Consider the following 12,816-nt stretch of genomic DNA (forward strand, 5'->3'; position numbering starts at 1 on the left):
TTCTTCCGTTCTAAGCCCAGCAGTCCGGGCTTTCAGGGCTCAGTGATCGTTCCGTCAGCGCCGGCTTTCTCGGTGCACTCGGCGGCAAATCAGCCGGATTTGCCGCCGCGGCACTTGCGCTGCACTATTCGAAGGCGCCAAACAATCGATTTCTGTCGCGTCGCGTTGCTGCGCGTTCAACAACGGTGTTGTTGTTGGCGTCTTTCATTTCATACCGTCCGTTCTCGATTTCCTCTTTCCATCCGTCCACATAATTGACCTCTATATTTTGTCCGTGGATCTCGAAACTCGCGACCGTACCTCCGCCTCTTGCGCGACCGGAGTTTCCTCTTGGTGCCGTCGCCTGCGTGCTGCGGGCATTCGCCAGGGTCTCAAAGTCTCGGGGCGTTGCAGGACGTTCTTCCACCGTGCGGCCTGCCGCATTCTTGCGTTCGAACCTGCCATTCTCAATTTCTATCTTCGAGCCGTCCGCAAAAGTCACCTCATGTTCATGATGGTTTGGCTCATCATCCGAACCCCTGCCTTTCCGTCCGCGACGCCCGTCATCGTTGCTTTTATCTGAGCGCGCGCTGTCCCGGTCATCATCACCGCCACCCGGACCGCTGTTGTCACCATCGTTGTCATCACCACCACCGCCTCGCCCGCTGTTACCTCCGTCGCTGTCATCACCATCACCGCCTCGCCCGCTGTTGCCTCCGTCGCTGTCATCACCACCGCCGCCCGGCCCGCTGTTGCCTCCGTCGCTGTCATCACCACCACCGCCCGGCCCGCTGTTGCCTCCGTCGCTGTCGTCGCCACCACCGCCCGGCCCGCTATTGCCTCCGTCGCTGTCGTCGCCGCCGCCGCCTGACCCGCTATTGCCTCCATCGCCGTCGTCGCCACCGCCACCTGGCCCGCTGTTACCGCCGCTTTCACCGTCCTTGGCCCATGCTGTTGGCACTGAAAGGGTCACAAACCCGTGATCGACCGTGGTTATAGTCAGCGGAAATGCCGTCATTGTCAGAGCCAACGCTGTGGTCAGACCAAACTTTGATACCTGTGTCATCAGTCATCCTCCCTTGCCGATGTTCAGATCGACGGACGTTTCCGTCTCGACAACTATCTGAACACAAATGAAATCCCGAAAATTCAGACTTTTGTCCCACGTTTTGAAGGAATTGGTCTGTTTCGGACCTTTACCTTTCCAGTCACCGACCCAAGTCCGGATGGCCGAAGAATCTTTTCAGACCTTGGTCGGTATGGCGGCGAGCCGGATTAGCGCAGGCTCAATTCGATCGGCCCAATGCGGCAGGCCATGGACCCCGGCTCGTATGAGCCCTCCCTCCGACGCCCTGCCCCGGCCCGGTTGCCGAAGTTGCTGTAGCATTTTCTCAAATCGGACTAGGTTTCTAACAATCAAACGACCTGAAAGGCGGAAGACCCATGAAAAGGATATTTTCAGCAATCGTACTTACGGGCATTCTCAGCGCAGGAATTGCCGAAGCTCAAGACTATTCAGCAGCGATCAAAGCGCGACAAGGCCAGATGCGAATGCAAGCTCTGAACATCAGCATTCTCGGAGCGATGGCCAAGGGTGATTTGGAATATGATGCAGATCTCGCCCAGGCGGCCGCAGACAACCTTGTTACAATTGCAAGTTTGAACCAAATGACCAATTGGCCCGAAGGGTCGGAAGCCGGAGCCAACGAAGGGACGACTGCAAAGCCTGAGATTTGGACCAATTTTGCTGGGTTCCAGGACAAGTGGGCCGCATTCGCGCCCGCCGCGGCACAAATGCAAACCGCTGCAGGTCAGGGCGCTGCCGAAATTGGCGGAGCCATCGGAGCCGTCGGAGGCGCATGCAAAGCGTGTCACGACGATTTCCGGGTCCCGCAGAACTGACGCTGAATGCGCCGGACTGTCGTCGTATTGGCCTTGGCGGTCCTGTTGGCCGCCACGGCCTTTTTTTGGCTCACGTCTCCGTCGCGTGTGCACTCTGATGCTTTTGTCACAGCCGGAGGCGACGCAGTGGCAGGGGAAATGGTGTTCCTTGCCGCAGGTTGTTCTTCCTGCCATTTGGCTCCGGGGTCGGAGGACCCTCTGACGCTTGCCGGAGGCCAGCGTTTTCCTTCCGATTTCGGGACTTTTGTGGCACCCAATATCTCGCCCCATCCAACCGCCGGGATCGGCGATTGGACCCTGGAGGATTTCGCCAACGCATTGCGTTACGGAACATCCCCGGATGGCCGGCATTACTATCCGGCTTTTCCCTATACGTCCTATACACGCATGACCGACCAGCAGATTACCGACCTTTGGGCCTATATGCGAACGCTCCCCGAGGCGGACACGCCGAACCAACCGCATGAAATCGCATTCCCATTCTCGGTCCGTAGGGGATTGGGCCTGTGGAAATGGCTCAATTTTTCTGGCGACTGGGTTGTTCCCGAGGCGGCGACGGCCGAGATTGAACGTGGCCGTGTTCTGGTCGAGGCGCTGGGTCATTGCGGCGAATGTCACACACCACGCGACGCTTTGGGCGGCCTCGACAAAAGCGCGTGGCTGGCAGGCGCGCCGAACCCGACCGGTGAAGGGCGCATCCCTGCCCTGACGCCGGACAAGCTGACCTGGAGCGGAGGCGACATCGCCTATTATCTCGAAACCGGGTTTACGCCCGATTTCGACAGCGCGGGCGGACACATGGTGGCGGTGATCAAAAACACCTCGCAACTGACCGCCGAAGATCGCGCCGCCATCGCGGCATATCTCAAATCGCTTGAGTGAAGTTCCATGGCCAGGTTGAGGCCCACGCGATGGCTTTGTACTTTTTTCGGTGCCGTGCAATACGGTCCCTTTCCCTCTGCAACCGCTCTGGCTAAAAAGTTCTTCCAACTCAGTTTCAGGAGACCGCCTTGGACCGGATCGCCCGCACCATTGCCACCGAAATCAGCGCCCGCCCCGAACAGGTGAACGCCGCGGTCAAGTTGCTGGACGAAGGGGCCACAGTGCCGTTTGTCGCCCGCTATCGCAAAGAGGTGACGGGCGGGCTGGACGATTCCCAGTTGCGGGTTCTTTCCGACCGGTTGTCCTATCTGCGGGAACTGGAGGCGCGACGCGAAACGATCCTCAATTCGATCAGGGATCAGGGAAAGCTGACTGACGATCTGTTGAAATCCATCACGCTGGCCGACACCAAGGCGCAGCTTGAAGATATCTATCTGCCCTACAAACCCAAACGTCGCACCAAGGCCATGATTGCAAAGGAAAACGGTCTGGAGCCATTGGCCGATGCGATCCTGTCCGACCGGCAAAACGATCCGGAAAAGCTGGCTGAAACCTATTTGACCGAGGCCGTCCCGACCACCAAAGATGCGCTGAACGGCGCGCGCGATATCATTGCCGAACGGCTGACGGAAAACGCCGCTCTTTTGGGCGAATTGCGCGGCTTCATGCAGAAAGACGCAATTCTGACCGCCAAAGTGATCGAAGGTAAGGAACGGGAAGGTGTGAAGTTCTCCGACTATTTCGACCATTCCGAGCTGTGGGCGAATGTGCCGTCTCACCGGGCGCTGGCGATGCTGCGGGCGTCGAAAGAAGGGGTCGTGACCTTGGATATCGCGCCCGATCCGGAAACCGGCGGGGCACGGGCCGAGGCGATTGTCGCAGCACATCTGGAAACGCGTGGCGACGGTCCCGGCGATCAATGGTTGGGCAAGGTCGCTGGCTGGACCTGGCGGGTCAAACTGTCATTGTCGATGATGGTTGACCTCATGGCCGATCTGCGGACCCGGGCGCAGGAAGAAGCCATTCAGGTTTTTGCCCGTAACCTCAAGGATCTGCTGTTCGCCGCCCCGGCGGGCGCACGCCCCACACTAGGGCTTGACCCGGGTATACGGACCGGCGTCAAGGCCGCTGTCGTTGACGCGACCGGCAAGCTTGTGGGCACTGAGACACTCTATCCGTTTCAGCCCAAGAACGATCTGCGCGGGGCACAAGCCGCAATCTTCAAACTGATTGCCGAGCACAAGATCGAACTTATCGCCATCGGCAACGGAACAGCCAGCCGCGAGACGGAACGGTTGGTGGCTGACACACTGAAACTGCTTCCGAAATCGGTGAAAGCGCCAACCAAGGTCGTGGTGTCCGAAGCCGGAGCGTCGGTCTATTCCGCTTCCGAACTTGCAGCCCGCGAGTTTCCGGACCTAGATGTCAGCCTGCGTGGCGCGGTTTCGATTGCGCGGCGTCTGCAGGACCCGCTGGCCGAACTCGTCAAGATCGAACCGAAATCCATCGGTGTCGGGCAATACCAGCACGACGTGGATCAACACCGCCTGGGTCTATCGCTGGAGGCGGTGATCGAAGATGTCGTGAACGCCGTGGGCGTCGACCTGAACATGGCCTCGGCCCCATTGCTGTCACATGTGTCCGGTCTTGGCCCCGGGCTGGCCGAGGCCATCGTTGCGCATCGCGATATCAACGGGGCGTTCAAGACCCGCAAGGACTTGCTGAAAGTGGCCCGCCTTGGCCCACGCGCATTTGAACAATGCGCCGGTTTCCTGCGCATCCGGGACGGAGACGAACCGCTCGACGCCTCTGCCGTACATCCCGAAGCGTATGATGTTGCCCGCCGTATCGTGCAGGCCTGTGGCCGCGATATCCGGCAGATCATGGGCAGTGGCGACGCTCTCGCGGCTTTGCGGGCAGAACAGTTTGTCGACGGGACTTTCGGCCTGCCCACCGTGCAAGACATCTTTTCCGAGCTGGAAAAACCCGGACGCGACCCGCGCCCGAGTTTTGTCACCGCCTCATTTGCGGATGGTGTCGAGGAAATAACCGACCTCAAACCCGGCATGGTGCTTGAAGGCACTGTGACGAACGTCGCCGCTTTCGGAGCCTTCGTCGATATCGGCGTCCACCAGGACGGTCTGGTTCATGTCAGCCAGTTGGCCGACCGCTTCGTCAAAGACCCTCACGAGGTGGTCAAGACAGGCCAGGTGGTCAGGGTACGGGTGGTCGAAGTGGATGTAGCCCGAAAGCGTATCGGTCTGTCCATGCGCAAGGATGGCGTTTCTGCTCGGGACACCAAGCCCGAGCGTGCTCCGGCACCGAACAAGGGGCGGCGTGCCCCGAACAATCCGCGCAAAACCGCGCCCAGACAAAAAGACTACACCGGCGCACTCGGCGCAGCCCTGATGGACGCTTTCAAGAAAAAGTGATGGATTGCGGCGCTCGTGTTTTACATGAACATGCGCCGCTAACCACCCCGAACTCGGGCCAAAGCGGAAGACCCGGGTGATCGTCAGGCGACCGTCAATTCGAGTTGTCCTTGAATGACTTCGCCTTTCTTCCCCTGTATTTGACGGTCAGGTGCAGCGGAGCTTCGTTCTCGTCATATATCCCGACGACCACCCCGCGCCCACGGCTTTTCGTTCTCATTGCAACCAGTTGCTCGTGCGATCTTGTGGTGCGCTGCGAGGGGCGGCGTGTCCATTCGAACAAATGGTCGTACATCTCGCGGATGATATCTGCGTGCGTTTCGGAATTGCCCAGATCCTCAAGTTCGTCGGGATCGTTTTCGAGGTCAAAAAGGATCGGCCTGTAATCGCCTTCACAGTGGATCAGTTTCCACTTTTTTGTGGCGACCATGAACATCACGGCATCCCGGACATCTGCCTCCAGGATGTCTGCCACCGGCGACGCAGAGTAATCGTATTCGCAGATTACATAGTTTCGCTTTGTACCGCCTCTTTTTCCATGAAGGATCGGCATTAGGCTTTCTCCTTCAAGAATGTGTTCCGCAACTATTCCACCGGCGGTTTCAACGAAGGTCGGGACAAGGTCGATGGATTCCACCAGCGCATCGCAAACAGACCCCCGCGTTGCGTCCGCCGCCTCGGACGGGTCGAACACGATCAGAGGAACTTTGGTCGACGCATCGTGGAAAAAGGTCTTTTCGCCCAGCCAGTGGTCACCTAGAAAATCGCCATGATCCGAAGTCAGCACGATCATCGTGTCTTTCATGCGACCGGTTGCTTCCATCCAGTCGAACAGGCGGCCCATCTGATCGTCGGCCTGCTTGATCAGGCCCATATACGCCGGAATGACGGCGTCACGCACCTCTTGGCGCGAAAACGCCTGTCCCACCTTGGTATCCATGAATGCCTTGAGCACCGGGTGCGCGTTTTGCCGCTCAGTCTTTGACCGGTTCACCGGCAGCACATGCTCCGACCCATACATCGAAGCATAGGGTTCGGGCACGATATAAGGCCAATGCGGTTTGATATAGCTGAGATGACAGCACCACGGCCCTTCCTGGGCTTGCATGAAATCCATGCCGCGTGTCGTCAAATAGGGTGTCTCGCTGTGCTTCTCTTCAATATTGGCCGGCTTGCGGGAATGCTTCAGAAACCACCCCGACAGGACGTTGCCATCCTTGTCCAGGCCCGAATTGGCAAAGTCGTGCCAAGGGTTGTCGCTTTCGTACCCCAAAGCACGCAGGTATTCGTTGTAATTTTTGGCCCCATCCGGGTCGTAATACCCGTCCGGTCCTTCGGGCAACATGCCGTCGTCACGCTCAAAAACATCAAATCCGCATTCGGCCACCCGCGCACCGATCAGGCTGTCGGGTTCCAACCCAAACCGGGCCATCCCTTCGGCATCCGCGCGCATATGTGTCTTGCCGACCAGCCAACATCCCATTCCGGCATCGCGCAGATGATCGCCCATTGTCATTTCGCCGACTTTCAGCGGAATGCCGTTCCAGGATGCTCCATGGGAATGTACATAGCGCCCGGTATATGTGGACATGCGCGAACTGCCGCAGATCGGCGACTGAATATAAGCCCGTGTAAACCGAACCCCCATCGAGGCAAGGCGATCAATATTCGGTGTCTGCAAATGCGGGTGGCCATAGCAGCTCAGATAATCCCAGCGCAGTTGGTCGAACATGATGAACAGAATGTTCTTCGGCTTGGCCATGATCATCACCCGATTTATTTCACTTGCTAAGTTAAATGAAAATCAACGATTTGAGAATGATCCCGCCAGCCTGACGGGCATTGGCGACGGCACCGGCTGTATCAAAAAGCGACGCAGATGTGTCAGACCGACGCTCTGCTCTCCGCTTCTTCCAGCTTCTTTCGCGCACGCGGGCATTGCAGCTTGTCCCTCAACGGACTGTCCGGATCGATATCCTTTTGACAAACCACGCATTTATCGGCCCCGGATATCGCGTTCAGTCCGCCGCAACTGCCCTTGATTGTCTTGCCCATCAACATGACGCCCAACGACATGCCCACCACAATGATCAAAAGCAGGGCAAAGGCCAGTATGAATGTGCTCATTTCAGTTTCTGTCCCGATCAGTTTCGTCCCAGCACATCCTTGAATGCACTGCTTTGCACCGTGATATAGGCTTCGTCGTCCGATGTCACATCACGCGCGATGAAAAATACGGCCAGATCGTTTTTTTCGGCCACTTTCATGCCCTCATCCAGACCCAGCGCGAGCATCGCTGTGGCCCAGGCATCCGCCGTCATTGCGTTCCCGGCCAAAACCGTCACCGAGGTGGTGTGATGGGTGATTGGGCGTCCGGTGGTCGGATCGATGATATGCGAATAGCGAACACCATCCTGCTCAAAAAAGTTTCTGTAATCACCCGATGTCGCCAAGCCCAGATCGCTGACCTGCACGACCAATTGCACGGCCCGCGCGCCGGGTTCCGGTTTTTCTATGCCGATTTGCCACGGCTGCCCCTTGTCGTTCTCGCCTCGCGTGACAAGATCGCCGCCGATTTCGACCATGTAGTCATCAACACCAGCGTCCTGCAGCGTCGCTGCAACGGCATCTATACCATATCCCTTGGCAATGGCCGACAGATTGATGCCCACACCACTATTTGCCTTGGACAAGGTCAATTCTGTCTGATCGAGGCGAAGAAGGGCGCCCTGCCCCACGCGCTCAAGCGCCGTGGCGATATCCGCATCCTCCGGAACCGGGTCTTCGGGTTTGCGCGGACCGAACCCCCAGAGTTCGATCAATGGCCCAAGGGTCACATCAAACTTGCCGTCACTTTTTTCATGCACCTCGTTTGCCGCCGCCATGACCCGAGCAAAGTCGGCGGATACAGTGACAGGCTCGGTGCTTTCGGAAGCAGAAAAGGTCGAGACTTCCGAAGCCGGGTCCCAGTTCGACATTTTCGCGTTGACCGCCGCCAGAGTGTCTTCGACCGACTGCGACAGTGTCCCTGTGTCCAAACCCTCACCAATCGCGATGACATTGTAAGTCGTCCCCATCGTCTCTCCGGACAGACGAACCACCTGGGGTTCTTTGTCGAACAGACAACCGGCGGTCACACAGAGAAGGACCAGAGCGGACCAAAGGCGCATGAGGCAAACTCCAGATACAAACGCATCCGGCGTATGCCAGCGCGCATTTGCAGAGTCAAACGGCGCTTAATGTTTGAAAGGGAGGAACCCCAGCGCAATCAGACCCAGGGCGGCCGGTATTCCGAAAATCCAGGCGCGGCGCTGCCATCCCGGCAATTGCTCCTTCCACGCCAGTCGAAACCGATGACCGCAGACAACCACAAGAAATACAATCAGCACGCCGGTCAGCGGGGTCAGATGGATGGTTTGCAGCATACGGATTTTCCTTGTTTTGCAGCACACTGACACTCTGTGACGCATTTGCACACTATACAGATCGCACACCTGCGGTAAGGTGGTATCAAAACCTCAATCCTGCACAGGAGGCGACCAGCCAATGGCCCCAAGCTCTTACCAGGCCCCCAAACGCGGCGACAAGACCGAGACTGCCACCTACAGCCAAACTGTCGAGTCGAACTTGTCGCATTCTCAATCCACGGTGGCAAAACTTTTGGCAGGCAAAGGCGAAGATGTGTATTCGGTACGCCCCGGAGAGACCATTCACGAAGTGGTCAAACTGCTCAAGGAAAAGCGCATCGGCGCCCTCGTGGTCACGGATCAGAACGGCGCTTTGCAAGGTATCCTTTCCGAACGCGACATCGTGCGGCGCATGGCCGAAACGCCCGGTCAAACGTTGCCGCAATCGGTTTCCGACCTGATGACCACAAACGTTCACAGCTGTTCTCCGGATGATTTTCTGATGGACGTACTGAAACGGATGACCGAAGGGCGTTTCAGACATATGCCGGTTCTGAAGGACGGGAACTTGTGCGGTGTAGTCACAATCGGAGATGTGGTTCAATTCCGCCTCAAGGAACTGGAATATGAAGCGTTGAGAATGAAGCAGATGATCGTCGGGTGAACACCCTGCCTTTCGGTCCGGGGCCGACGCCTGATTTTCGTTTTGCAGAATCGATTTTCTGCCCGGTTTGAAACCGGCAACAAGTTGCTTGAATTTGAAACCGGCGGCGGTTTTCCGCGAAACGGGGAGTTGTGGGGTGTTGAAGAGTCAAATTGAAGATGTATTTAGCTCCCTCATAAACTGTTCCCGAACCTCACGCAGGAATACTGGGATCAGAAAAGCCGGATTCGGAAACGGACGGCCTTTGACAAACCGAAATATCAAACGCGAACTGAAACTGTTAAGCAGCTGAAAATTCAGTTAATGTTTGAAAGAAACGAAACCCGGGATCCACATGCCACAAATGCGCGTCGTGTGCCTGTAAATTCGGACCTTGACCAATGAGACGTCCAAGCCAAATGCCTCAGCCGCGTCACGAGCTTCAGGCGGTACGAAATCATGGGCTTCGCCATCTTGGCGTAGCGTTTCTGTTCAGCATTTTTGTGAATCTTTTGATGCTGACAGGCCCCTTGTTCATGCTTCAGGTTTACGACCGCGTTTTGGGATCGAGATCCGAGGAAACACTGACCGCGCTATTCTTGCTGGTCGCCCTGCTTTATGGGCTGATGGCCCTTCTGGACTACGCCCGGGGCCGGATCGTCGCCCGTTTTGGGGCGCAGTTGCAGTCCGAATTGGATGAAAGGGTGTTTGAAGCGACGCTCAGACAGGCGGTTCACCCGCATGCCCGATCCGCACCGGCAACCGCATTGCGTGACCTCGAGTCATTGCAGACATTGTGCAGTTCGCCCGTTCTTTTGGCCGTTATGGACATCCCCTGGACACCGGTTTTTCTTGCGGCGATTTTCATATTCCATCCATGGCTGGGCTGGCTTGCGGTACTCGGCGGGGTTACGCTGATCGTTATCGCACTCCTGAACCAGATATTGACGCGCAAACGTGTGGCAACAGCTCAAAGCGCCTCGGGTCTGGCGAATGCCTTTTCGGAAAGCGCCCGGCAGGCTTCGGAAGTTGTGCGTTCTCAAGGCATGCAAAATGACGTGACCGCGCGCTGGATGCGGCAACGGTCCGATGCTCTGCGGCAAACAATTGCCGCCAGCGATTGGACCGGAAGCTTTACGTCGTTGACCAAATCCATGCGGTTGTTCCTGCAATCGGCCATGCTGGCGCTTGGCGCCTACCTGGTTTTGCAGAATGAAATGACCGCAGGCGCAATGATTGCCGGCTCGATCCTGTTGGGCCGCGCCCTTGCACCAATCGAACAGTCGATCGGCCAATGGGGGCTCATTGAACGCGCCAGAACTTCGTGGGCATCGCTGAGCAAGTTTCTCGATGCAATCCCGCCCGAGGAAAAGCGGACAAAGTTGCCGGTTCCGAAAGCGCGATTGTCGGTTCAGTCCGTCACCGTCATCCCTCCGGGGGCTTCCGCACCCACTTTGCGCAATGTCAGTATGACCGTCGAACCCGGCGAGGCAATCGGCATCATCGGCAAAAGCGGATCTGGAAAAACGACATTGGCCAAAGCATTGTTGGGTCTTTGGCCTGCAGCGGCCGGTGAGATCCGGTTGGGCGGGGCCACACTGGATCAATACGATGTCAGCGATCTGGGCAAGCATATCGGCTACCTGCCGCAACAGGTCACGCTGTTCAACGGAACGGTCGCCGAAAATATCGCGCGCATGTCGCTGAACCCAGATCCCGAGGCCGTCATTGCCGCCGCCAAGAAAGCCAAGGCGCATGAAATGATCCTGAGCCTGCAAAAGGGGTATGACACGTTCCTCGAAGGCAATGACAGCCAGCTGTCGGGTGGTCAAAAACAGCGGATCGCAATGGCGCGCGCCTTGTACGGTAATCCCGTGCTACTGATACTCGACGAACCGAATTCCGCGTTGGATGCGGAAGGGACAGAGGCTCTCAATGCCGCAGTTCGCGAGTTCAAGTCGGTCGGCAAAACCATAATGATCATGACGCACCGCCCACAGGCCATTTCGGAATGCGACCGTTTGGCAGTGGTCGAAAAGGGCCAGATTGTACGGATTGGCAACCGGGATGAGGTGCTGAGCGCGATGGTGCAGAACGCCGGAGTGATCAAGAGGCAATTCGGAAAGGCGGGCGAATAATGGCTGATATCTCTGCTTCGTCCAGAAAACCGACCTGGCACATCGCCTTTCCCGCAACCGTTGGGTTTGTCGCGCTGGCCATATTAGTTGGTGGCATAGGCATCTGGAGCACACAAACCAAATTGGCCGGTGCAATCGTGTCGCCCGGGATTGTCGAGGTTCAGACGAACCGCCAGGTGGTTCAGCACCCGGATGGCGGGGTCGTCGGGGAAATCTTTGTGCGCGATGGCGACAAGGTTAAAGCGGGTGACCTGCTGATCCGGTTCGACGACACATTTTTGTCCTCTGAACTGGCCATCGTTCAGGGCCAGTTGTTCGAGCTTCTGGCCCGCAAAGCGCGTCTTGAGACGGAACGCGATGCCGATGGCGCCAATGCCCTGAACGCAAAGCTGCAGCAGTTGATCATTCAGGAACAGGCCACTCCGGATCTTGTCGACGGCCAGCACCGCCTGTTCGTTGCCCGCGCAGAAACTCTGGAGAAGCAGACCGAGCAATTGCGGGAGCAGAAAACGCAGATCGAAAGCGAGATCGAAGGCACGAAGGCGCAACTGTCCGCCCTGAAAGAGCAGGTCGCCCTGATCGAGGACGAGTTGGAAGATCAGGAAAGTCTGCTGACGCGGGGACTGACGCAAAACAGCCGCGTTCTGGCTCTGAAACGCGAGAACGCTAATCTCAATGGTGAAATCGGACAGCTCGAAGCGACGATCGCCCGTCTGAAAGGGCAGATCGCTTCCACCGAGATCGAGATCGTCCGCCTGAACGCAACCCGACGGGAAGAGGCCATCACGACCCTGCGCGACCTGCAATTCCGCGAGATCGAATTGGTCGAGCGGCGCCTTTCACTGAAAGAACAACTGTCGCGAATGGACATTCGCGCGCCCGTCTCGGGCGTCGTCTATGGAAGCACGATATTTGCACTGCAGTCTGTCGTTCAACCCGCCGAACCGATGATGTATGTGGTTCCGCAGGACACGCCGCTCAAGGTAACGGCACGTGTGGATGCCATTCACGTCGACCAGCTTCATGTCGGGCAATCGGCGACGCTGAGGTTCACGGCGTTCAACCAGCGGCAAACGCCGGAAATCGATGGCCAGGTCGCGACGGTTTCGGCGGATGTATTCACGGATGAAAAGACCGGGTTCAGCTTCTACCGGGCAGAGCTTTATCTGAGCGAAGGTCAGCTGAGCCGTCTCGATGGTCAGGTTCTGCTTCCGGGTATGCCGGTTGAAACACTGATCAAAACAGATGAGCGGACACCGCTTTCCTATCTGACAAAACCGCTTACGGACTATTTCGTGAAGGCGTTCCGAGAGTGACTTGAATATGGCAGGTCATTGGCCTGCCGTTGTTCATATCAAGCCCTGCCGGGTTTACTGGGATATTTCCAGATCACTGCTCGCATTTTTTTTTGACAGTTGCCGTGATGGTGCTTT

Annotated in this window: 12 protein-coding genes; 6 read left to right on the forward strand and 6 right to left on the reverse strand. The window is 57.3% G+C overall.

Annotation, left to right across the window (positions count from 1 at the left end; all coding sequences use genetic code 11):
• Positions 1–124: 124 nt before the first annotated feature.
• Complete coding sequence (locus ACR0AO_RS14355) at positions 125–481, reverse strand: hypothetical protein (RefSeq protein ID WP_480604695.1); 357 nt, start codon at positions 479–481, stop codon at positions 125–127.
• Complete coding sequence (locus ACR0AO_RS14360; RefSeq protein ID WP_480604697.1) at positions 478–915, reverse strand: hypothetical protein; 438 nt, start codon at positions 913–915, stop codon at positions 478–480. Before ACR0AO_RS14360 ends, ACR0AO_RS14355 begins: the two co-directional genes overlap by 4 nt.
• A 507-nt stretch (positions 916–1,422) precedes the next feature.
• On the opposite strand from ACR0AO_RS14360, the gene ACR0AO_RS14365 reads away from it, so the two are divergent.
• From ACR0AO_RS14365 to ACR0AO_RS14375, 3 genes are all read left to right on the forward strand, one after another.
• Positions 1,423–1,881, forward strand: coding sequence for a c-type cytochrome (locus ACR0AO_RS14365; RefSeq protein ID WP_480604699.1), 459 nt, complete (start codon positions 1,423–1,425; stop codon positions 1,879–1,881).
• A gap of 126 nt (positions 1,882–2,007) precedes the next feature.
• Positions 2,008–2,763: a c-type cytochrome gene (locus ACR0AO_RS14370; RefSeq protein ID WP_480604701.1), complete on the forward strand. Its 756-nt coding sequence runs from the start codon at positions 2,008–2,010 to the stop codon at positions 2,761–2,763.
• Between the two features lie 128 nt (positions 2,764–2,891).
• The gene (locus tag ACR0AO_RS14375) at positions 2,892–5,195 is read left to right on the forward strand and encodes a Tex family protein (protein ID WP_480604703.1); all 2,304 of its coding nucleotides are present in this window, start codon (positions 2,892–2,894) and stop codon (positions 5,193–5,195) included.
• Positions 5,196–5,289: 94 nt separating this feature from the next.
• Here ACR0AO_RS14375 and ACR0AO_RS14380 read toward each other — a convergent pair whose 3' ends face one another.
• From ACR0AO_RS14380 to ACR0AO_RS14395, 4 genes are all read right to left on the reverse strand, one after another.
• Positions 5,290–6,957, reverse strand: a complete 1,668-nt coding sequence (locus ACR0AO_RS14380; RefSeq protein ID WP_480604704.1) for a sulfatase-like hydrolase/transferase — start codon at positions 6,955–6,957, stop codon at positions 5,290–5,292.
• 122 nt (positions 6,958–7,079) lie between these two features.
• Positions 7,080–7,322, reverse strand: coding sequence for a (Na+)-NQR maturation NqrM (gene nqrM, locus ACR0AO_RS14385; RefSeq protein ID WP_480604706.1), 243 nt, complete (start codon positions 7,320–7,322; stop codon positions 7,080–7,082).
• A 17-nt stretch (positions 7,323–7,339) separates the two neighbouring features.
• A complete protein-coding gene (locus ACR0AO_RS14390; protein ID WP_480604708.1) occupies positions 7,340–8,365 on the reverse strand; it encodes an FAD:protein FMN transferase in 1,026 nt (341 codons plus the stop codon).
• Between the two features lie 66 nt (positions 8,366–8,431).
• Positions 8,432–8,620 carry a hypothetical protein gene (locus tag ACR0AO_RS14395; RefSeq protein ID WP_480604710.1) on the reverse strand — a complete coding sequence of 63 codons (189 nt, stop codon included), beginning with the start codon at positions 8,618–8,620 and terminating at the stop codon, positions 8,432–8,434.
• A gap of 121 nt (positions 8,621–8,741) precedes the next feature.
• Between ACR0AO_RS14395 and ACR0AO_RS14400 the strand changes: the two genes are divergently transcribed.
• From ACR0AO_RS14400 to ACR0AO_RS14410, 3 genes are all read left to right on the forward strand, one after another.
• The gene (locus ACR0AO_RS14400; RefSeq protein WP_480604712.1) at positions 8,742–9,266 is read left to right on the forward strand and encodes a CBS domain-containing protein; all 525 of its coding nucleotides are present in this window, start codon (positions 8,742–8,744) and stop codon (positions 9,264–9,266) included.
• Between the two features lie 398 nt (positions 9,267–9,664).
• Positions 9,665–11,383: a type I secretion system permease/ATPase gene (locus tag ACR0AO_RS14405; RefSeq protein ID WP_480604714.1), complete on the forward strand. Its 1,719-nt coding sequence runs from the start codon at positions 9,665–9,667 to the stop codon at positions 11,381–11,383.
• On the forward strand, positions 11,383–12,699 hold the full coding sequence (locus tag ACR0AO_RS14410) for an HlyD family type I secretion periplasmic adaptor subunit (RefSeq protein ID WP_480604716.1): 1,317 nt from the start codon (positions 11,383–11,385) through the stop codon (positions 12,697–12,699). The genes ACR0AO_RS14405 and ACR0AO_RS14410 overlap by 1 nt, the downstream gene beginning before the upstream one ends.
• Positions 12,700–12,816 lie beyond the last annotated feature (117 nt).

This window comes from Ruegeria sp. AF8, from assembly GCF_056541825.1.